At 63.0% G+C, this 17,388-nt stretch carries 19 protein-coding genes and 1 pseudogene; 11 read left to right on the top strand and 9 right to left on the bottom strand.

Annotation, left to right across the window (positions count from 1 at the left end; genetic code table 11):
• Positions 1-4 precede the first annotated feature (4 nt).
• Genes trmB through SynRS9907_RS01300 form a run of 3 tightly spaced genes read left to right on the top strand, consistent with a single transcriptional unit; the run spans position 5 to position 2,985 of the window.
• Positions 5-709, top strand: coding sequence for a tRNA (guanosine(46)-N7)-methyltransferase TrmB (trmB, locus tag SynRS9907_RS01310; RefSeq protein WP_188021579.1), 705 nt, complete (start codon positions 5-7; stop codon positions 707-709).
• A gap of 9 nt (positions 710-718) precedes the next feature.
• Positions 719-2,035, top strand: coding sequence for an IctB family putative bicarbonate transporter (locus tag SynRS9907_RS01305; protein ID WP_188021578.1), 1,317 nt, complete (start codon positions 719-721; stop codon positions 2,033-2,035).
• Complete coding sequence (locus tag SynRS9907_RS01300; protein ID WP_188021577.1) at positions 2,032-2,985, top strand: BadF/BadG/BcrA/BcrD ATPase family protein; 954 nt, start codon at positions 2,032-2,034, stop codon at positions 2,983-2,985. The genes SynRS9907_RS01305 and SynRS9907_RS01300 overlap by 4 nt, the downstream gene beginning before the upstream one ends.
• Here the strand turns inward: SynRS9907_RS01300 and glmM are convergent.
• Positions 2,972-4,366, bottom strand: coding sequence for a phosphoglucosamine mutase (glmM, locus tag SynRS9907_RS01295; protein ID WP_188021576.1), 1,395 nt, complete (start codon positions 4,364-4,366; stop codon positions 2,972-2,974). The genes SynRS9907_RS01300 and glmM overlap by 14 nt on opposite strands.
• Before the next feature lie 348 nt (positions 4,367-4,714).
• Here glmM and SynRS9907_RS01290 point away from each other — a divergent pair.
• Positions 4,715-6,394, top strand: a pseudogene (locus SynRS9907_RS01290) (transglycosylase SLT domain-containing protein); the annotation flags it as partial.
• Positions 6,395-6,481: 87 nt separating this feature from the next.
• On the opposite strand, the gene SynRS9907_RS13965 reads toward SynRS9907_RS01290, so the two are convergent.
• Positions 6,482-6,985, bottom strand: coding sequence for a hypothetical protein (locus SynRS9907_RS13965; RefSeq protein WP_255445948.1), 504 nt, complete (start codon positions 6,983-6,985; stop codon positions 6,482-6,484).
• Positions 6,986-7,048: 63 nt separating this feature from the next.
• Here SynRS9907_RS13965 and SynRS9907_RS01285 point away from each other — a divergent pair, with 63 nt between their 5' ends.
• Together SynRS9907_RS01285 and thyX are read left to right on the top strand one after the other, a co-directional pair.
• Positions 7,049-7,624 carry a thioredoxin domain-containing protein gene (locus SynRS9907_RS01285; protein ID WP_188021574.1) on the top strand — a complete coding sequence of 192 codons (576 nt, stop codon included), beginning with the start codon at positions 7,049-7,051 and terminating at the stop codon, positions 7,622-7,624.
• A gap of 44 nt (positions 7,625-7,668) precedes the next feature.
• Positions 7,669-8,391, top strand: coding sequence for an FAD-dependent thymidylate synthase (gene thyX, locus SynRS9907_RS01280; RefSeq protein ID WP_188021573.1), 723 nt, complete (start codon positions 7,669-7,671; stop codon positions 8,389-8,391).
• Between the two features lie 10 nt (positions 8,392-8,401).
• On the opposite strand, the gene dcd is transcribed toward thyX, so the two are convergent.
• Both dcd and SynRS9907_RS01270 read right to left on the bottom strand, forming a co-directional pair.
• Positions 8,402-8,995 (bottom strand): dCTP deaminase, encoded by a 594-nt coding sequence (dcd, locus tag SynRS9907_RS01275; RefSeq protein WP_006849961.1) that lies wholly within the window; start codon positions 8,993-8,995, stop codon positions 8,402-8,404.
• The gene (locus tag SynRS9907_RS01270) at positions 8,995-9,594 is read right to left on the bottom strand and encodes a cob(I)yrinic acid a,c-diamide adenosyltransferase (protein ID WP_188021572.1); all 600 of its coding nucleotides are present in this window, start codon (positions 9,592-9,594) and stop codon (positions 8,995-8,997) included. The genes dcd and SynRS9907_RS01270 overlap by 1 nt, the downstream gene beginning before the upstream one ends.
• Positions 9,595-9,739: 145 nt before the next feature.
• Between SynRS9907_RS01270 and rph the strand changes: the two genes are divergently transcribed.
• From rph to SynRS9907_RS01250, 4 genes are read left to right on the top strand one after another with little or no spacing between them, the layout of a single operon-like run.
• Positions 9,740-10,483 (top strand): ribonuclease PH, encoded by a 744-nt coding sequence (rph, locus tag SynRS9907_RS01265; RefSeq protein WP_188021571.1) that lies wholly within the window; start codon positions 9,740-9,742, stop codon positions 10,481-10,483.
• Positions 10,484-10,541: 58 nt separating this feature from the next.
• On the top strand, positions 10,542-11,258 hold the full coding sequence (gene ntcA, locus SynRS9907_RS01260; RefSeq protein WP_006850810.1) for a global nitrogen regulator NtcA: 717 nt from the start codon (positions 10,542-10,544) through the stop codon (positions 11,256-11,258).
• A gap of 27 nt (positions 11,259-11,285) precedes the next feature.
• Positions 11,286-12,437 (top strand): DUF3084 domain-containing protein, encoded by a 1,152-nt coding sequence (locus SynRS9907_RS01255; RefSeq protein WP_188021570.1) that lies wholly within the window; start codon positions 11,286-11,288, stop codon positions 12,435-12,437.
• Entirely contained in the window at positions 12,434-12,880 is a 447-nt protein-coding gene (locus tag SynRS9907_RS01250; RefSeq protein ID WP_188021569.1) for a resolvase, read from the top strand. The genes SynRS9907_RS01255 and SynRS9907_RS01250 overlap by 4 nt, the downstream gene beginning before the upstream one ends.
• On the opposite strand, the gene SynRS9907_RS01245 is transcribed toward SynRS9907_RS01250, so the two are convergent.
• Genes SynRS9907_RS01245 through psbH form a run of 4 tightly spaced genes read right to left on the bottom strand, consistent with a single transcriptional unit; the run spans position 12,858 to position 14,187 of the window.
• On the bottom strand, positions 12,858-13,115 hold the full coding sequence (locus SynRS9907_RS01245) for a DUF3146 family protein (RefSeq protein ID WP_011363294.1): 258 nt from the start codon (positions 13,113-13,115) through the stop codon (positions 12,858-12,860). The two genes, SynRS9907_RS01250 and SynRS9907_RS01245, sit on opposite strands and share 23 nt — an antisense overlap.
• On the bottom strand, positions 13,115-13,732 hold the full coding sequence (pth, locus tag SynRS9907_RS01240; protein WP_115161223.1) for an aminoacyl-tRNA hydrolase: 618 nt from the start codon (positions 13,730-13,732) through the stop codon (positions 13,115-13,117). The genes SynRS9907_RS01245 and pth overlap by 1 nt, the downstream gene beginning before the upstream one ends.
• Before the next feature lie 14 nt (positions 13,733-13,746).
• On the bottom strand, positions 13,747-13,977 hold the full coding sequence (locus SynRS9907_RS01235) for a TatA/E family twin arginine-targeting protein translocase (protein WP_115131609.1): 231 nt from the start codon (positions 13,975-13,977) through the stop codon (positions 13,747-13,749).
• Between the two features lie 9 nt (positions 13,978-13,986).
• Positions 13,987-14,187, bottom strand: coding sequence for a photosystem II reaction center phosphoprotein PsbH (gene psbH / locus SynRS9907_RS01230; RefSeq protein WP_006849996.1), 201 nt, complete (start codon positions 14,185-14,187; stop codon positions 13,987-13,989).
• Between the two features lie 84 nt (positions 14,188-14,271).
• On the opposite strand from psbH, the gene psbN reads away from it, so the two are divergent.
• Positions 14,272-14,412 (top strand): photosystem II reaction center protein PsbN, encoded by a 141-nt coding sequence (psbN, locus tag SynRS9907_RS01225; protein WP_011363291.1) that lies wholly within the window; start codon positions 14,272-14,274, stop codon positions 14,410-14,412.
• Here psbN and SynRS9907_RS01220 read toward each other — a convergent pair.
• Positions 14,400-17,339: a glycoside hydrolase family 38 C-terminal domain-containing protein gene (locus SynRS9907_RS01220; protein WP_255445947.1), complete on the bottom strand. Its 2,940-nt coding sequence runs from the start codon at positions 17,337-17,339 to the stop codon at positions 14,400-14,402. The two genes, psbN and SynRS9907_RS01220, sit on opposite strands and share 13 nt — an antisense overlap.
• Positions 17,340-17,388: the final 49 nt, after the last annotated feature.

Below are 17,388 nucleotides of genomic sequence, written 5' to 3'. Positions count from 1 at the left end.
AACCTTGCGTCAGCACGTCAATCCCCTCAGCAGCTTCTTCCAGTTGCCGCTGGAATTACCACCACCCGAGCAGCTGTTTCGCGTTCCTGATCAGCCGATCCACCTTGATATCGGCTGCGCCCGTGGACGGTGCCTGCTGGGCTTGGCCGAGCGTGATCCCCACTGGAACCATCTCGGCGTTGAAATCCGCCGACCGCTGGTGACGTCTGCCGATCAAGACGCGCTCGCTTCGGAGCACGGCAATGTTCGGATCCTGTTCTGCAACGCCAACATCAGCCTGGAAGGCTGGATGAAGGCCCTGAAGCAGGACCGACTGCAACGGGTCTCGATCCAATTCCCCGATCCCTGGTTCAAACGCAGGCACCACAAGCGCCGTGTCCTGCAGCCCGCGCTTCTGCTCGCCATCGCAACAGCCCTGCAGCCCGGCCGTGAGCTGTTTCTGCAGAGCGATGTTCTGGACGTGATTGAGCCGATGGTGGCTCTCACCGAACTCAGCGACTGTTTCGACCGCCCCGCCGAGGACCAACGTCCCTGGCGCGCCAGCAACCCGCTTTCGGTTCCCACGGAACGGGAGCGCTACGTGCTTGAGCAAAACCTCCCCGTCTACCGGGTGCTCTATCGCCGGAACCAGAATCAACTTCCTTCCGTGTCAGATCTGGAACAGCGCTGGCAGGAGATCGATAATCCGGCGGAAGCACTCACCACCTGAAGCCCCACGATGGCCTCTGCGGATGCAACCCAGACGGCAAGCGGTGGGGCCCTGTTGGTGCGCTGGCAGGGGGTGATCACTCCGGATCAGGCGGTGCTGAAACGCCTTGAAGGACTGGCGGGACTCCTGCTGCTGGCCTTGTTCACGGGTCTTCCTTTCGTCACACGCACAGGCCTGGCCCTGGTGATTGCAGCCTGCGGCGTTCTTTGGCTGCTCTGGTGCCTCTGCAGTCCGCCACCTCAGCGCATCGGAACCATCTCACGCTGGCTGATGCTTTTTCTGGCCATCGCGATTGTGGCCACCGGATGTTCTCCAGTTCCAATCGCCGCCAGCAAAGGCCTGATCAAACTGCTCAGCTACCTGGGCGTTTATGCCTTGCTCTGCAAGCTGCTGCTGAGCAACAGCCGATGGTGGAACCGGCTGATCGCCGGACTGCTGAGTGGCGGCCTCTTCAGCAGTGTTCTGGCTTTGCGACAGCTGTATGCCTCCAGCGAGGCACTGGCGGGCTGGGCCGATCCGAATTCCATTAGTGCCGGCACCATTCGGATCTATGGCCCCCTGGGAAACCCCAACCTCCTGGCGGGTTACCTGCTGCCGCTGATTCCCTTCGCAGCGATCGCACTGGTGCGCTGGCGTGGTGTGGGATCCCAGCTGTTTGCCGGGACCACATTGGTGTTGGCAGCAACAGGAACGCTGTTCACCTACAGCCGCGGCGGCTGGCTGGGGATGGTTGCTGCCGGTGCCGTGCTGCTGTTGTTGCTGCTGCTGCGCTGGACACGCCACTGGCCCCTGCTCTGGAGACGTCTGGTGCCTCTGGCCGTGCTGCTGGTTGGAGCCGCTTGCCTTGTGGTGGCGGCCACCCAGATCGATCCGATCCGCACGCGCATCACCAGCCTGCTGGCGGGACGGGGGGATAGTTCCAACAACTTCCGCATCAACGTCTGGATGGCGGCCATCCAGATGGTGCAAGACCGTCCCTGGTTGGGCATCGGCCCTGGCAATACGGCGTTCAACAGCATCTATCCCCTGTATCAGCAACCGAAGTTCAACGCCCTCAGTGCCTACTCCGTTCCCTTGGAAATCCTGGTGGAAACCGGCATTCCCGGGCTGCTGGCCTGCCTTGGATTGCTGGCCAGCAGCCTGAGGCAGGGCCTCAAGCAGCTCAATGCCGATGCTCCAAGCGCCTTGGCATCCATCGCCAGCCTCGCTGCCATCGCTGGCCTGCTGATGCAGGGCAGCACCGACACAATCTTCTTCCGCCCCGAAGTGCAGCTGATCGGCTGGTTTGCTCTGGCCAGCCTGGTGAGTCGAACCAGGGAATCATGAGACTGCTCGCTGGATTCGATGCCGGACAGACGCACACCCGCTGCCGCCTCAGCGTGGTTCAAAACGGCGTGCACCAGCCTGTTGGAGAAGGCGAGGGCCCCGGAGTCAGCCACCTTGATGCCCCCCAGGGTGAACGTCGTTTCCTCGAGGCGATCAGCACCAGTGCGCAGCAGGCCCTGAAACATCACCCCGATGGCGTGATCCAGGCGGCCGTTGTGGGAGCCAGCGGTATCGAACACGGAACAGCGTTGCAACAGCGTGCTGAACGTTTGGTGGGGCAAGCCCTGGCCATCGGTGATGACACAGGCTTGACCAAGGTGCTGGTCACTGGAGACGAACGCACCGCCTTGCGAGGTGCGATCCCTGAAGGCGCAGGAATCCTGGCGATCAGCGGCACCGGAATGATCGTGCTGGGCCGAGACGAGAACGGCCATGAACACCGCTGTGGCGGCTGGGGATGGCTGCTCGATGGAGCCGGCTCGGCCTTTGATCTGGGCCACCAGGGATTGCAGCTGACCCTGCGTATGGCCGATGGACGCCTGCCCGACCATCCGCTGCGCCTGCAGATCTGGAATCAGATGGGCTGCGACAGCCACGCCGCAGTGAAAGCCCGGGTGGTGCAGCAGGACTTCGGCACGGCTGATTTTGCAGCCTTGGCTCCACTGGTGGTGGAAGCCGCAGCCAAGGACTGCCCTGGCGCGGAGGAGATCGTTCAGGGATCGGCAGCAGCCCTCTCCCGCTGCATCAGAACCGTGGCCCAGCAGCTTTCCCTGCGCTCCCCCCTGGTGGTCTGCCATGGAGGAGCCGTCACCCATCTCCAGGGGTTCCGCACAGCCGTGCAACAGGCCATCCATCAGTCGATTCCCGAAGCCCGATGGGGCAAGGCCAAGGGCGATGCCTGTGATGGCGCCCTCCTGATGGCCGAGGCCTTAAGCCTCAGGCCGCGTTGAGATGATCCTCGGCAATGGCGGCCAGATGCCCCGTCCAATGCTCCACAGCGTCCGACTGCTCGGCTTCCACCATCACCCGCAAGACGGGCTCCGTACCACTGGCCCGCACCAAAATGCGACCGGTCTCGCCCATCGACTGCTCCGCTGAAGCAATGGCGTCGGTGAGAGCAGTACACGCGCTCCAGTTCTTACGGCGCAAACGGTCGATCACCCGCACATTGACCAATTTCTGCGGGTAGGCCTGGAAACTGCGGTCCAACCAATCGCTGAGGCTGATGCCCTGGGCATGGCACAAGGTGGCCAACTGAACGGCGGTCAGAACACCATCGCCACACAGCCCATGGGAGGCGGAAAGGATGTGGCCGGATTGTTCTCCACCGAGGCCCGCGCCACTGGCCACCATCGCGGCATGGACGTGCTGATCTCCCACCGGCGTGCGATCAAGGGTGCCGCCCCGCTGCTGCCAGGCACGCTCGAAGCCAAGGTTCGACATCACAGTGGCCACCAACCGCTGATCGGGGAGCGCCTGCTGCTCCTGCAGCACGGATCCCCAGAGAAACAGCACGTGGTCGCCGTCGATGATGCGGCCGCGGCCGTCCACCGCCAGCATCCGATCGGCATCACCGTCAAAGGCAAAACCCATCGCCGCGCCGCGCTCGATCACAGCCCGTTGCAGCGGTTCCAGATGGGTTGACCCGCAAGCCACGTTGATGCGGGAGCCATCGGGTTCCCCATGGAGCACGGTGAGATCAGCCCCCAGGGCACGGAAGGCATCGGCACCGCACGCCGTCGCGGATCCCCAGCAGAGGTCCAAAACGATGGGAACGCCATCCAGTCGCCGTTCAGCCACCGATTGCTGCAACACCTCTGTGTAGCCATCCAGGAGATCGGCGCTGGATCGCGCCACACCGCAGCGGAATGTTGCTTGCTCAGCCATGGGCGTCTGCCCCTGCAGACCGGCCTCCACCTGGGCTTGACGGGAGGCGCTGAGTTTGGCGCCATCGGCCCCGAACACTTTGATGCCGTTGTCTGCAGGGGGGTTATGGCTGGCGGAGACCATCAGTCCGCCGGCGGCCCCCAGCTGGCGGATCAACAACGGAACCGCCGGCGTCGGACAGAGGCCAAGGGTCCACACATCGCGACCAGCGGCCGTCAAGCCAGCCGTCAGGGCAGCAACCACCATGCTGCCGCTGGTCCGGGAGTCCATCCCGATCAGAACAGGACCTTCCGCCTGCAGAACCCGACCGACCCAATAGCCCACCTGAAGACATAGAGCGGGGGTGAGAACCGTGCCGGCGAGCCCACGGATTCCATCGGTTCCAAACCCTGGCGCAGCGTCACCGAGAGCGGGGCCGATCGGGGAGCACGCCTCTTGAACCATGGGTCTCAATCGTGGACAGCACCATAGGAAGCACCTCTGAGGCTGATTCCCAGGGACGTGACAGGTGCAGCTCTGCCCTCCACGGCCCACAGGCGATCAAAGGCTCGCCAACTCTGTTTGAAGCATCAGAATGAAACAAGTTCAAGGTTGGGTGTGCAGGCAGGGCCGCGAATCGGAACGCTGCTGCTGCTTTCGGTTGCTGGTTTCAGTGGATTGGCTTCATGGGGTGGGCAGCTGCTTCTGAACAAGCAGCATCAGCGCCTCACGCCTGAGGTCTCGCAGGCAAGGCTCTGGCAGCACTACCGCTGGGCCATCGATCCGCAGACCCGTCGAGAGGCCGCCCTATTGATGGTGGCGAGGGATGGGTCACCGCAACTGCTCCATGGCCAAGGCTGGGGGCGCGATCCGATGGCGGCCGTGGTGCTCGAACGGGCAGCCCTCACCGCTGCCGCCCAGGGCAAGCCATCGGACGCTGCTGAGACCTGGCAGCGCCTGTTGGATCGCTTTCCCGAAGCACCCGGCTCCGCTTGGGCTCGATTGGCGCTTGGCAACAACAATCCCGTTCTTCATCAGCAGCTGCTCCAACAGCAACCCGCACACCCCGCAGCACTGACACTGGCGGCTCGGGATGGCTCCGAAGCGCTAGCAAGCCATCAAGGCGCCTTGCACCTGGCCCGTTGGAATGCGCGCCGAGCCGGCGCCCTTGGGCTGATGCGTGACGCCTGCGAGGCCACGGGGGCGCAGGCACCTCAACCCGACCAACGCCAAACCTTGGCGCAAGCACTGGCAAAACAAGGCCATGCCGACACCGCAGTGACCTGTCTTCAGGAGCTTGAGGCCTCCCCTGAGACCCAGCTGGCCATCGGTCGTTCCCTGCTGCTGCATGGCGACCCTGATGCAGGTACAACCCGGCTGCTGACCCTGGCGCAGAACCACCCAAACCACCCCGCCAGCCTTGAAGCAGCACGGATCTTGAGTGAACCGCTCGATGCCCAGCCTGGGGTTCTGGATGCGCTGCCGGCTGCCCTTGAGGAGCGCTCAGCCGCTGTTGCAGCAGCTCGCGTGCGACTCGCCGGCGGCGATGGGGCGGATGCCGCCCTGAGCCGCTGGCCCAACGACCCCGACATCTGGCAACTGCAATGGGACCTCGCCCGCGAGGCATTTCTGGCTGGAGATTGGGATCGTGCCCGTGCCCTGCTGGAACGCCCCGATGAGGATGGTCCCCTGCCTCCACCGTTGGAGACGCGGCGGCTGTTCTGGTTGGGGCTGAGCCACAAGCAACTCGGCGAAACGACAAAGGCAGAACGCAGCTGGCGCCGCCTGATCGGGGCCTTCCCGGGGGGCTACTACCGCTGGCGCGCCATGGAGCACCTGGGTGTGGCCGAACCCCTTGCGTTGCGATCCCCAGACCCGCAGCAGGAGCCGCCAGCCTGGCAACCGCTCAACAGCCATCACCGCCTGGTGAACGAGCTTTGGCGCCTGGGCCAGGTGCACGCCGCCTGGGAGGCCTGGCAGGCCCAGGCAGACCCTGCAGTCCCGCCGCCACCTGAAGAACGTCTCGCCGAAGGCAGGCTGCGCCTCGCCATCGGGGACACCTGGATGGGACTGGATCAGCTCTGGTGGCTCAGCCTCCGCTGGCGTAATCCGAGCTGCCATCAACGGACTCTCCTGCATCGCAGCCAATTCCCTCGCCTCTTCGAAGCTGAGATCCAGACAGCGGCAGAGCAAGCAGGCGTTCAGGCCAATCTGCTGCGAGCGATCGCCAAACAGGAATCACGCTTTGCTCCTGGTGTCGTCTCCCCTGCTGGGGCTGTAGGCGTGATGCAATTGATGCCCTCCACAGCCACAGAGATGGCTGACGCACCAACCAGCACGCTGATGCTGAAGGATCCCGCCGACAACTTCGAACTGGGCGCGCGCTACCTCAACCACTTGCTGGAGCAATGGGAAAGCGACCCCTTTCGCAGCATTGCCAGCTACAACGCCGGGCCTGGTGCTGTGGCCTCTTGGGTGCAACCCACGGATCAAGACGACGATGCACTCTGGGTGGAACGCATTCCCTACCCGGAAACACGCTTCTACACCAAGAAAGTGCTGGACAATCTGCTCGGCTACCTAGGCGGCAATCAACCCTTCTGCAACGAGACTGGCGCTGGGGTCGGGCAGAAGCGTGCCGGCGACGATGCCAGCGATCACGACCAAACTCATCAGAAGCAGGCAGATCCCGGCGGCGGGCAGAACACCGATGCGGATGAGATCGAGCCTGGCCAAGAGCACGGCTGAGGCCAGGATCAACACGTCGGTGAGCACATTGAGCTTCAGCAGATAGATGCCACCGGTGATCACCACCAGCAGCGTGACCACCAACGTCATCACCCGGCTCGACGCCATCAGCAACGACACCTGGCGCAACAGCAGATCGGGCATGGTGCAGAAGATGACAACCACCTGGGTCTGCAGCAGCACGAGACACCAGAACCAGGCCGCACTCACGCCATAGAGAGACGTGAAGGAGGGCTGAACAATCTGCCAATGGTTGCCGAGCACAACCGCAACGAGAAACAGCACCGTCAGCAACGGCGCCCGAACCGGAAGGCTCAGCAGTCGCAGAATTGGCATGGCGTCAAGGTAGCGGCGGCCTTTCGAAAGAGCTGCCAGAGTGATCGCTGCGGTTGACGTGCGATGACAGGCACCCCGGAGTCTTCGCCCCTGGGCACAGCGCAGCGATGGGTGCTGGTGCTAATTGCGGTGGCTCTGGCCATTGGCCTGGTTGTCCTACGCGGTGGCATTCAGAGCGAAAGCCCGATGGAGCAGCTGGCGAGACGATCCCTCGACCCACAAACAGCCTTAACCAACGGACGCCCGACGCTGATCGAGTTCTACGCCGATTGGTGCCAGGTCTGCAGAGAGATGGCCCCTTCGATGCTTGCTTTGGAGAAGCAAGCGCGAGATCGACTCGATGTTGTTCTGGTCAACGTCGACAACCCCCGTTGGCAAGATCTGGTTGATCGCTACGACGTCAACGGCATTCCCCAGTTGAACCTCTTCAACGCTGAGGGGGAAGCCAAGGGGCGATCCCTCGGCTTGCGCAGCGCTGAGGAACTCCAGCTGCTCACCACAGCACTGCTTGAAAATCAGCCGTTGCCGGCCTTGCCTGGCGTCGGCAACATCAGCCAGCTGCCGACGCCCCCCTCTGCGAACAACGCGATGGCAGGGGCCTCGAGCCCAGCCAACGCGGGGCCCCGCAGCCATGGTTGACACGCCTCGCCATGATCACCACAACTCGTCACTCTGACGCTCCCATGGACCGCTTTCGGGTCGATCTGATCGCAGCTACGCCGAACCCGCAGCAATGCGTGTACGCCGCCATGCATCAGGACTACAGCGAAGGATTCGTGGCCGGAGATCGTGCCAACTGGCCCGATGAGCAGCGGGCTGGAGAGATCTGTGTGAAACGCCTGCTGTCTGGAGAGCGCGGCCACTACGGTCCGATGGAGCATGCGCAGATCGTGCTGAATGTGGGCTGGTTCCCGCACTCGGTGATGCAGCAGGCCCGCACCCACCGGGTTGGGGTGAGCTTCGATGTGCAGTCGATGCGTTACACCGGTGAACGCATCTGCCGTGCAGCGGATGGAGCCCTGGACCTGGAAGAGGTGTTTTATCTGCGGCCCATCGGCGAGTACAGCGATCGGCAGGGCAAGAAATACGCCTACACCGAAGCACTACGCCAACAGGATCTTGATCTCTGCCGGAGCGCCGCCGAGCGCTACAGGGATCTGCTCAGGGCCGGCTTCGCCGAGGAGCACGCCCGCGGCATCCTCCCCTTCGACTACCGCCAGCATTTTGTGGTGAGCTTCAGCCTGCGGGCGTTCCTGCACTTCATGGATCTGCGGGCCAAACTCGATGCCCAGCTGGAGATCCGCCAGCTCTGTGATCTGATGTGGCCCCACATGTTGGAGTGGGCCCCTGAATTTGCAGCCTGGTACGAAAAAACCAGGCTGCACCGGGCGCGTTTGGCCCCCTAATCAGAGAGAACTACACCTTGGCCAGCGTCACCCGTTCCGGTTGGTGCTGGTATTTGCCTTGTCGATCGCTGTAGGTGGTCGAGCAGGGATCACCCTCAAAAAACAGCAGCTGACAGATGCCCTCATCGGCATAGATGCGGCAGTCAGCACCGGAACTGTTGCTGAATTCAAGGGTGAGGTGACCCTCCCAGCTCGCTTCTGCCGGGGTGGTATTCACGATGATTCCAAGGCGGGCATAGGTGCTCTTGCCCAAGCAGATCACGGTGATGTTGGGGGGAACCCGCAACTTCTCCAGGGCCACACCGAGGCCATAGGAATGGGCCGGGAGAATGAAATATCGCCCGTCTTCATCCTCATGCAGGGGAGTGGGTTCGAGGTTGGCCGGGTTGAACCGCTTGGGGTTCATCACCGTGCCTGGAACATGCCGGAAGATCAGAAATTCCTGGGGAGAAAGGCGTAGGTCGTAGCCGTAGGAGGAGCAACCAAAACTCAGCACCGGCCGCAGCTTCTGCTCCGGCTCCAGGTGACGGACCAAACCGCTCTGGAATGGCTCGATCATTCCCTGCCCGGCCTGTTCAGTGATCCAGCGATCGCATTTGAGCATCAGAAACCTCGCCGCAACTCCGTGACTTGATCTGCCATCTCCACCACACCGGCGGGGATTGCAGGTCCAGTGATGATCACATCCATCGAAGCGGGCCGCTGCTCAAGGGCTGCAATCACGTCCGCTTCATCCAGGTATCCGAAGGCCACGGCAAGGCCGAGTTCATCCAACACCAGCTGGTCGAGATCTCCCTGGATCAGATGCTGACGGCAGATGGACCAAACCTCAGCCACCGCCTCCGCACCACCGGGATGCCCCGGCGAAGAGAGGCAGAGGGGCACTTCCGGCCGCAGCCAGACGAGGCCTCCGCAGAGCTGCACCCGGCCGGCCGGTCCCTGCTGCACGCCCCCTTTGAGGAACTGACTGATCAGAACACGACTGCCCAAGCCGGCAGCTCGCATGGCCTGGCTGAGAACACTGGCGAAACTGCCTCGATAAGGCGCCGTATGCACTTGCAGCTGCCCTTCGGGAGCCACCAGATGTAGGGGTGGCGGATCAGAGACGGCAGGCAAGGGCCTCAGGCCCGCCCGTTGCAAGGCCTGCTGATCCCGATCCAGGGAATTTTGGAAGGAATGGGGGTCGGCGAGGCTTGTGGTCATCACGGAAGCATCTGTCCGGGAGACTCCGGCAAGACCTTGAATGTAGCGGCGAGATCACATTCCACAAGGGGATTGACACCACCCATGGTGTTTGGACAGGGCGAGAACCAACCGCCTGCGAGGCTTGACGAACTGCACACCACCGATGAGCCAATCCCCTGAACAACGCACTGATGGCCGTCGCCCGCAGCAGTTGCGACCGTTCTCGGTGACCTGGAATCCCATGGGCTTTGCCTTGAGCTCCCTTGTGGTTCATAACGGCCGAACCGCTGTTCTCTGTAGCGTTTGCTTGGAGGACAAGGTTCCCCGCTGGCGCAAGGGAGAAGGGTTGGGATGGCTCAGCGCCGAATACCGGTTGCTGCCCGGATCCACCCCACAGCGGCAATCACGGGAGCTGATGAAACTCTCGGGTCGCACCCAGGAAATTCAGCGACTGATCGGCCGAAGCCTGCGCGCCGTGATTGACATGGAGCGCCTAGGGGAGCGCACCTTGCTGATCGACTGCGACGTGATCCAAGCGGACGCTGGCACCCGGACGGCCTCAATCACCGGGGCTTGGCTCGCCCTGGACCAAGCCTGCCGATCACTGGTGGACCAGGGAGTGCTGGAGCAATCGCCCCTGATCGATCAGGTGGCGGCTGTATCCGTGGGCTTGGTGGATGGCCAGGCCTTGCTGGATCTGGACTACAGCGAAGACAGCCGAGCCGAGGTGGACCTAAACGTTGTGCAGTCCGGCGATGGCCGTCTGCTGGAAATCCAGGGAACTGCGGAGGGTGCGCCCTTCAGTCGCAGCCAACTCAATGAGCTGCTGGACTTAGCAGAGCCGGGATTGACATCCCTGATGCAGGCGCAACGCCAGGCCTTCAACGAGCACAGCAGCGTTACGTAATAACCGCTACATGGCAGCCACCGCCGGCTCCGTAGCTTCGCCACACCAGGGGGTTGTCATGACCAGTAGCCGAGGTTTCAGCCGATATGCCCCGCAGATGGTGGCTCCAGCTCCCAGCGCAGAGCCCGCCAACCGTTCTCTGCTTGAGATCATCCGAGATCTCGATGGCGCCAGCAGTGAACTGGTGGACCGCAACAAGACCATCTTTTTCCCCGGAGATCCCGCCGAACGGGTGTACCTGATCCGCCGGGGGGCCGTTCGTCTGTCACGCGTCTACGAATCGGGAGAAGAAATCACCGTGGCCCTGCTCCGCGAGAACAGCCTCTTCGGGGTGCTGTCGCTGCTGACAGGTCAACGGTCCGACCGCTTCTATCACGCTGTGGCCTTCACCCGGGTCGAAATGGTGACGGCACCAGCGACCTCCGTGAAGGCCGCCATCGAAGCCGACACCAGCGTTGGCCTGCGCTTGCTTCAGGGTCTCTCCAGCCGGATTCTGCAAACCGAGACGATGATTGAAACCCTCACCCATCGGGACATGTCATCCCGGCTGGTGAGCTTCCTGCTGGTGCTTTGCAGGGACTTCGGCGTGGCCGATGAGCTGGGCATCACCATCGACCTGCGCCTGTCCCATCAGGCCATCGCTGAAGCAATTGGCTCAACACGCGTCACAATCACGCGACTGCTGGGAGACTTGCGTCAATCCGGTCTGGTTCAGATTGACCGCAAGAAAATCACGGTTCTGGATCCGATCGCGCTGGCCAAACGCTTCAGCTAGGCCTGCCTTCGCCCGACTTGTGCAGCGATGAGCGGCTGGGCACTGATCCTGGTTCTGTTGGTGCTCGGGGGCGTGCTGTCGACCCTGGGCGACCGCTTGGGCAGCCGCGTCGGCAAAGCACGACTGAGTTTGTTCAGCATGCGCCCACGGCGCACCGCCGTTTTGATCACGGTGTTGACCGGCAGCCTGATCAGCGCACTCTCACTTGGCCTGATGCTTCTGGTGAGCCGGCAGTTGCGGGTGGGTTTGTTTGAACTGGATGCCCTGCAGCAGAAACTCCAGGACAGCCGTCAGCAGCTGAAGGCAGCCGAGCGGGAACGGGACAAGACCCGAACGGAAACCAAACGGATCGCCATTGAGCTCGAGCAATCACAGCAACGGGCCAACACCCTGCGCCTCGAACTGGCTCCTCTTCAGAAGGAGCTGGCCCAACTCGAAGCAGAACGTGAACGCCTCAGCCAGGACATCGCCTCCCGCGATGCGGACATCCAGCGCACGGAAGCCGAACTCAACAGCGTTCGCAGCCGCATCCGTGCCGGTGAGCAGGAACTCAAAGAACTCGAACGCAATCTGGTCGCCTTGCGGCGTGGATCGGTGGTGATCAGCAGCGGACAGACCTTGGCAAGAGCAACGGTTCGACTCGATGAGCCGGACCAGGCCAAACAGGCTGTCGACAGGCTGTTGCAGGAGGCCAATCTCAACGCCTACGGGAAAGTGCGACCTGGCGAAGCACCCGAACGCCAGTTGATCCGCGTTCCGCGCAGCGATGTGGAACGCCTGCAAAGCATCATCCGCAAACCGGAGACCTGGGTGATCTCGCTGCGCTCAGCCACCAATGTGCTGCGAGGCGAAACAGCGGTGTATGCCTTCCCCGAGGTGCGTCCGAACCGGCCGGTGACCCAACGCGGAGACGTGCTGGCCACCACCACACTGCAACCGGATGAACGCACACCAGAGGGCATTCGCACACGGTTGAACCTTCTCCTGGCCTCGGCCTATGCCGAGGTGCAGCGGCGAGGATCCCTGACCGAAGGCCTTCAGTTCGATGGATCAGCCCTCTCCCAACTGGCCCAGACCCTGATGGAAGGACCCAGCCAAAGCGTGGTCTTGAACGTGATTTCCGCACGGGTCAGCGACAGTGCCGACCCTGTCGTCGTCATCATTCAGGCCTCCCCATGAAACGGGTGGCCGTCCTCGATCCAGGCCGCTGCAAATGTGGTCTTGTGCTTGCCGATCTTCAGCTCGGCCTCGTGCAAGAAGGGCATGTGCTGGCCCCGGAGGCCGTTGAACCCTGGCTGGAGCAGTGGAATCAAGACCAAGCTCTCGATCGCATCCTGATCGGGGATGGCACGGGAAGCCGAGCCTGGATCCAGCGACTGGAGCGGCTGGGCCAGCTCACCGTGGTTCCGGAGCAGGGAACAACCCTGCGGGCGAGACAGCGTTACTGGGCGCTGTGGCCGGCTCGAGGTTGGCGACGGATGCTGCCGGCAGGACTGCGCATTCCACCGGTGGATCTGGATGCTGTTGCAGCTTTGGTGATGCTTGAGGAGCACCTGCAATACCGCCTGAAATGGCCTGAGCCTGCTCCCACGTTCTCGCTCAGAACCTGGCCCGGACCATGAAGGTGTAATCACCCCCCGGCTCCAGCCTGTAATCAGAACGCACCAGAAACCGCCGCAGGGCATCCTCGATCAGGGCACGTCCCAGGGATGGCTCCACCACCAGTTCACCGCGATCAAAGGCCCAGGAGAACTGCCACTCAAACCCTCCAGCAGAAACTTCACCCTCCACGCACTTGGCTTGAAAACACTGGCGGAGCACCCGCAAATGGGCCGTTGTCGCCGGAAGTGCCGGCATCAGTCGACCGACTCCAGGTCATAGCGGAACCCGTTGATCCAGGTTCCAGCGCGCTCAAAGCTCTGGCGCTGAAGACGTTGAATCCCATCCAGAACAGCATCGAGCACAGCGCCGACACAGGGTTGCTCCGCCTTGCTGAACGGACCAAGAACATGGGACACCGTTCGGGCGCGGCGTTCGGCAGGGTTCTCAGCCGGCGCACCAATGCCGATCCGCAGCCTGGGGAACGCCTGGGTCCCGAGATGCTGAATGGTGCTGCGCAAACCGTTGTGCCCGCCGGCACTGCCCTGGGCCCGCAACCGCAAACGACCCAGCGGAAGATCCATGTCGTCCACCAGCACCAGCAATTGGTGAGGCTCCAGGCCGAACCAATCGAGAGCCGCACGAATGGCACGACCGCTGTCATTCATGTAGGTCTGAGGCATCAGCAAGCGCAGCCGCTGCTCACCAACCCCTGTATCGGCTGCAAGACCGTGCAACTTGGCCTGCTGACGAAAACTGAACCCAGAGCGCTCACCCAAAAGCTCTAGGGCCATGAAGCCGATGTTGTGACGGGTGCCGGCGTATTTCGCACCCGGATTTCCCAGACCCACCACCAGCTTGAGATCAGTGGTCATACCGCTGGAACGACTCAGTCGCTGGGGGGAAGTTCTTCAACAGGCTTCGCAGCCTCACCGGAAACTTCCGGTTCAGCCATGGCTTTGTTGATCTCGCGTTCGAATTCCTTGGAGGCAGATTGGAAGCCCTTCAGGGTTTTACCAAGAGTCCGACCAAGCTCGGGCAGGCGTTTCGGCCCGAAAACCAACAAGGCAACGGCGCCGATAACCGCCATTTCGGGGAGACCGACGCCGAAGATGTTCATGGGTGCAGATCAGCCGAGGCCGTTCCAGTTCACGTTGATGCCCTCCAGGATGAGGGACTTGTTGTACAGCTGAAGAATCACCAGCAGAAATACCAGGAACAGCACCATGAAGATGCCCATCACGGGAGTGGTGCCCCATCCGGGAACCACTTTGCCGTACTCGGAGTTCAGTGGACGGAGAAGGTCTCCCAGACGGGTGCGTTGTGCCATGGCGACGCCGGGTCTCGGGTGGTTTGAAGTCTCGATACTGTAGGGGCCGACTCCGGTTCGGGGTTGATCCTGTCGAGAGATGTGATGGAAACGTCGTCCCCAGCCCTGTCCGTCGCCATTGGCGTGCTCGCCGTTTTGTTCGGACTCACCGGATTTGGCGTGTATCAGGCCTTTGGCCCTCCATCAAAAGCACTCGACGACCCGTTCGACGATCACGAGGACTGATCCACCACCAGGGAGACGAGTTCTCCTGGGGTGATCACCACGGCAGAAGCGGCCATTGAGTCGGCTTCCCTGCGGACCCTCCACCCCGCTCCAGGGGTCCAGCGGCAACGCGTTGATCCTGAATTGAGCAGCTTCAGCACGCAACCATCGGCATGGCGCTCCAACCCCACCGGCGTGAGTGGAAGCGGCAGCGATGGAAACCATTGACGCTGCTCTGCAGGCAAGTCCGCACACCACCCGGGCTCACGAAAGGCAATGGCCGCCTGCGACACACCGGCATCGCTCCATGAGCCGGCGAACGGCATTAGGGCCAAGCGCTGGCGATGCCACCCCTGATCGGCGCTGGGATCTGGCCAGGTCGGGCCCCGCAGCAGCGAAATGCCAAGTCGGCCTGAAGACCAATCCACACCCTGGGGGCCGTCCAGCAACACAGCCATCCCGCCTCCGGGAGCCGCCGACTGCGAGGCGAACCAGGAGATCACAGGCACTTCCCAACGGGCTTGTTCCCGAGCCGTCATCGGTGCAGCGGGGCGTTCGATCACCCCTCCACTGGTGTCGGCAGCGATGCGGACGGCGGGGGTCGCCAGCGGCAGCTCAAGACGCAGCAACTCATGGGTCTGGCGCCAGTCGATACCGCAAATCAGCTCCAGCCAGGGCGTGTCGGCCTTCAGCCGCAGGTCCAGACGCATGCAACTGGCACCGAGCTGGCGGCGCAGCACCAGATGTGCAACTAGGGGGCCCTTGTCGAGCCACTCCAGGCAATCCGCACATAGAACACCCAGGGGCTGAGATCGGTAGTCCGTCGCAAGATCCCAGGCATCCCAGAATTCGCCCCGGTCCCGATAGCGCTCCAACTGCAGGGAAGACGACAACTGATCCCGTCCATCGCCATCCCGCAAAGCCAGCAGTCCGGCCGAGGAGACATCGAGCTCGATCAGACCATTGCCCACCCGCCAAGCTCCCGCCTCCAACGGCGTGATGACCACAGCCTGACGGGGCTCAGCCGCACAGGGCGTCAAGCCTGGCTCACGCCGGAGCGGCACCGAACAAATCCCGTGCTGAGGCGGTAGCTGCACCCAGGTACCACCAGCAGCGGCGTTTTGCTGCGGCAGTGAAACGGCGTCGGCCGACCACGATCCCGCCGGGAGGCGAACCAAAGGCGACCAGGACGCCAAGGGCTGCAGCCCCCACCAACTCCACACCGCTGCTGTGTCCTCCGGGCGCGGCAGCCTTGCCAGCCGCCGATCGCGTTCCTGGCGGGCCTGGCGCCGGGCCGAGCGCCAGACCGGTTCCGCCTGGTCAAACACCTCCGGGATCGAGGTTCCCGGAAGGATGTCGTGAAACTGCTGGAACAACAGCGGGCGCCAATCGCTGCTGCCGCTGTCGCGACCTGCAATCGCCAACAGGGCTGAGACTGCATCAGCCTCCCGCAAGAGTCGTTCAAGCGTTCGGTTGTGGCGCTTCTGATCAGGACGGCTGGTGGCGCAACCGCGGTGCAACTCCAGGAAAAGCTCATCTCGCCACACAGGCCAGGCCTGATCACCCTGCTCCAGCTCGGCCAAGAACTCCCGCACCGTGCCGGCTCGGGTGGGCAAGGCGGCCGCTTGCCCTTCCCAGAGCTCGATCTGCTCCAGCAACTCCTCGGTGGGACCACCACCGTGATCACCAACGCCTGGAATCCAGAGCGCCGCCTCCAGCCCCGTGGTCTGATGCCAGGCCCGCTGCTCGTCCAGCAGCTCCAAGGGATCGGCGCGGCGCCCGATCGGCGGCAGCATCAGGCTGTGCAGTTCCGAACGTCCCCGTGCGCGCCAGCGGAACAAACGGTGGGGGAAAGGGTTGTCAGCATTCCAGGCCAGCTTGTGGGTGCAGAACCAGCGAACACCGGTGGCTGACGCCATGGCAGGCAGGCCAGCAGCGAAGCCAAAGCTGTCCGGCAACCAGGCCAGTTCATGGGTCCATTCCGGGAAGCGGCGGCGGCTGTCGTCCTGACCGAGCGCGAACTGATTCCACAACGACGCCGTGCTGACCAGCACACAGTCGGTCTCCACCCAGGGGCCATTGATCGGTTCCCAGCGGCCGGCTCGGCTGGCCGCCTGGATCTCAGCAAATAGAGCAGGTCGATGTTGCTCCATCCAGGCATAAAGCGCCGGCGTGGAATGGGCAAAGCGCAGCTCGGGCCAGCGACGCATCAACGCCAACGTTGATCGGAAGGTGCGTTCAGCGGCCTGCCAGGTGTCAGCGACCGGCCAAAGCCAAGCCAGATCGAGATGGGCATGACCCAGCCAATGCAACAACCCCCGTGGCGGCTCTGCCTGGTGCAGGTGAGCTGCAACAGCAGCCTGCGCCTCTGTACCGCTGGGATCCAGCTCCGCCCAATGCGGCGGCAGGTCTCCGTCCGCCGCCAGATGCAGCTCCAGGGCCGCAGGCAACAGCGTGCCCTCGGGATCGGAGCCTGCGGTCTGCGGCTCCAGGTCGAGATGGCTGCTGATCAGAGCTCCATCGTCATGCAGGGGGCTGCAGAGCTCCAGCACAAGATCCAGTTCAGCCCCCTGACGACAACTCCCAGGCAGCGGCCAGCGACAGGCGGTATCGAACAGATCCCCCTCATGGACCAGCACGCCATCCACCCAGAGACGCATCTGCTCGGCCCACCAGCTCAGCACCAGCCGGGCACGGCAGGAATCACTGTCATTCCAGCCATCAGGCCAGCTCAACCGCTGCTCAAGACGCAACCATTGGCGTCCCCTGGGCCAGATCAGCAGGCCGCGCTTGGCCCAGTCCGGCCGGTGCGTTGCTCCCCAGCTTTCGTCGAGAAAAAACCCTGCCTGGGCGGCGCCTGAGCGGCGCCAACCGGCACGCAGATCACGCCGCGAGCGACTGCGAAACGTTTCAATCCACTCCGATCGACCGACTTGATCAGGGTTCATTCCCCTGCTGACGCTGTCATGCCCCATAGGATGATGCCCTTGTCACAGA

Source organism: Synechococcus sp. RS9907 (assembly GCF_014279615.1).
In the GTDB taxonomy this organism is placed as follows: domain Bacteria; phylum Cyanobacteriota; class Cyanobacteriia; order PCC-6307; family Cyanobiaceae; genus Parasynechococcus.
The sequence above is the reverse complement of the archived record's forward strand: the minus strand, read 5'-3'. Positions and strand labels throughout refer to the sequence as shown.

Bases quoted from the DNA above. Each gene is read 5' to 3' on its own strand.
- SynRS9907_RS01305 (WP_188021578.1), top strand. From the start codon at position 719: ATGGCCTCTGCGGATGCAACCCAGACGGCAAGCGGTGGGGCCCTGTTG.
- ntcA (WP_006850810.1), top strand. From the start codon at position 10,542: ATGACCAGTAGCCGAGGTTTCAGCCGATATGCCCCGCAGATGGTGGCT.
- SynRS9907_RS01255 (WP_188021570.1), top strand. From the start codon at position 11,286: ATGAGCGGCTGGGCACTGATCCTGGTTCTGTTGGTGCTCGGGGGCGTG.
- glmM (WP_188021576.1), bottom strand. From the start codon at position 4,366: ATGGTTCAAGAGGCGTGCTCCCCGATCGGCCCCGCTCTCGGTGACGCT.
- SynRS9907_RS13965 (WP_255445948.1), bottom strand. From the start codon at position 6,985: ATGCCAATTCTGCGACTGCTGAGCCTTCCGGTTCGGGCGCCGTTGCTG.
- SynRS9907_RS01235 (WP_115131609.1), bottom strand. From the start codon at position 13,977: ATGAACATCTTCGGCGTCGGTCTCCCCGAAATGGCGGTTATCGGCGCC.
- SynRS9907_RS01245 (WP_011363294.1), bottom strand. From the start codon at position 13,115: ATGCCGGCACTTCCGGCGACAACGGCCCATTTGCGGGTGCTCCGCCAG.
- SynRS9907_RS01300 (WP_188021577.1), top strand. From the start codon at position 2,032: ATGAGACTGCTCGCTGGATTCGATGCCGGACAGACGCACACCCGCTGC.
- thyX (WP_188021573.1), top strand. From the start codon at position 7,669: ATGGACCGCTTTCGGGTCGATCTGATCGCAGCTACGCCGAACCCGCAG.
- psbH (WP_006849996.1), bottom strand. From the start codon at position 14,187: ATGGCACAACGCACCCGTCTGGGAGACCTTCTCCGTCCACTGAACTCC.
- SynRS9907_RS01250 (WP_188021569.1), top strand. From the start codon at position 12,434: ATGAAACGGGTGGCCGTCCTCGATCCAGGCCGCTGCAAATGTGGTCTT.
- dcd (WP_006849961.1), bottom strand. From the start codon at position 8,995: ATGCTCAAATGCGATCGCTGGATCACTGAACAGGCCGGGCAGGGAATG.
- rph (WP_188021571.1), top strand. From the start codon at position 9,740: ATGAGCCAATCCCCTGAACAACGCACTGATGGCCGTCGCCCGCAGCAG.
- psbN (WP_011363291.1), top strand. From the start codon at position 14,272: ATGGAAACGTCGTCCCCAGCCCTGTCCGTCGCCATTGGCGTGCTCGCC.
- SynRS9907_RS01220 (WP_255445947.1), bottom strand. From the start codon at position 17,339: ATGAACCCTGATCAAGTCGGTCGATCGGAGTGGATTGAAACGTTTCGC.
- pth (WP_115161223.1), bottom strand. From the start codon at position 13,732: ATGACCACTGATCTCAAGCTGGTGGTGGGTCTGGGAAATCCGGGTGCG.
- SynRS9907_RS01285 (WP_188021574.1), top strand. From the start codon at position 7,049: ATGACAGGCACCCCGGAGTCTTCGCCCCTGGGCACAGCGCAGCGATGG.
- SynRS9907_RS01270 (WP_188021572.1), bottom strand. From the start codon at position 9,594: ATGACCACAAGCCTCGCCGACCCCCATTCCTTCCAAAATTCCCTGGAT.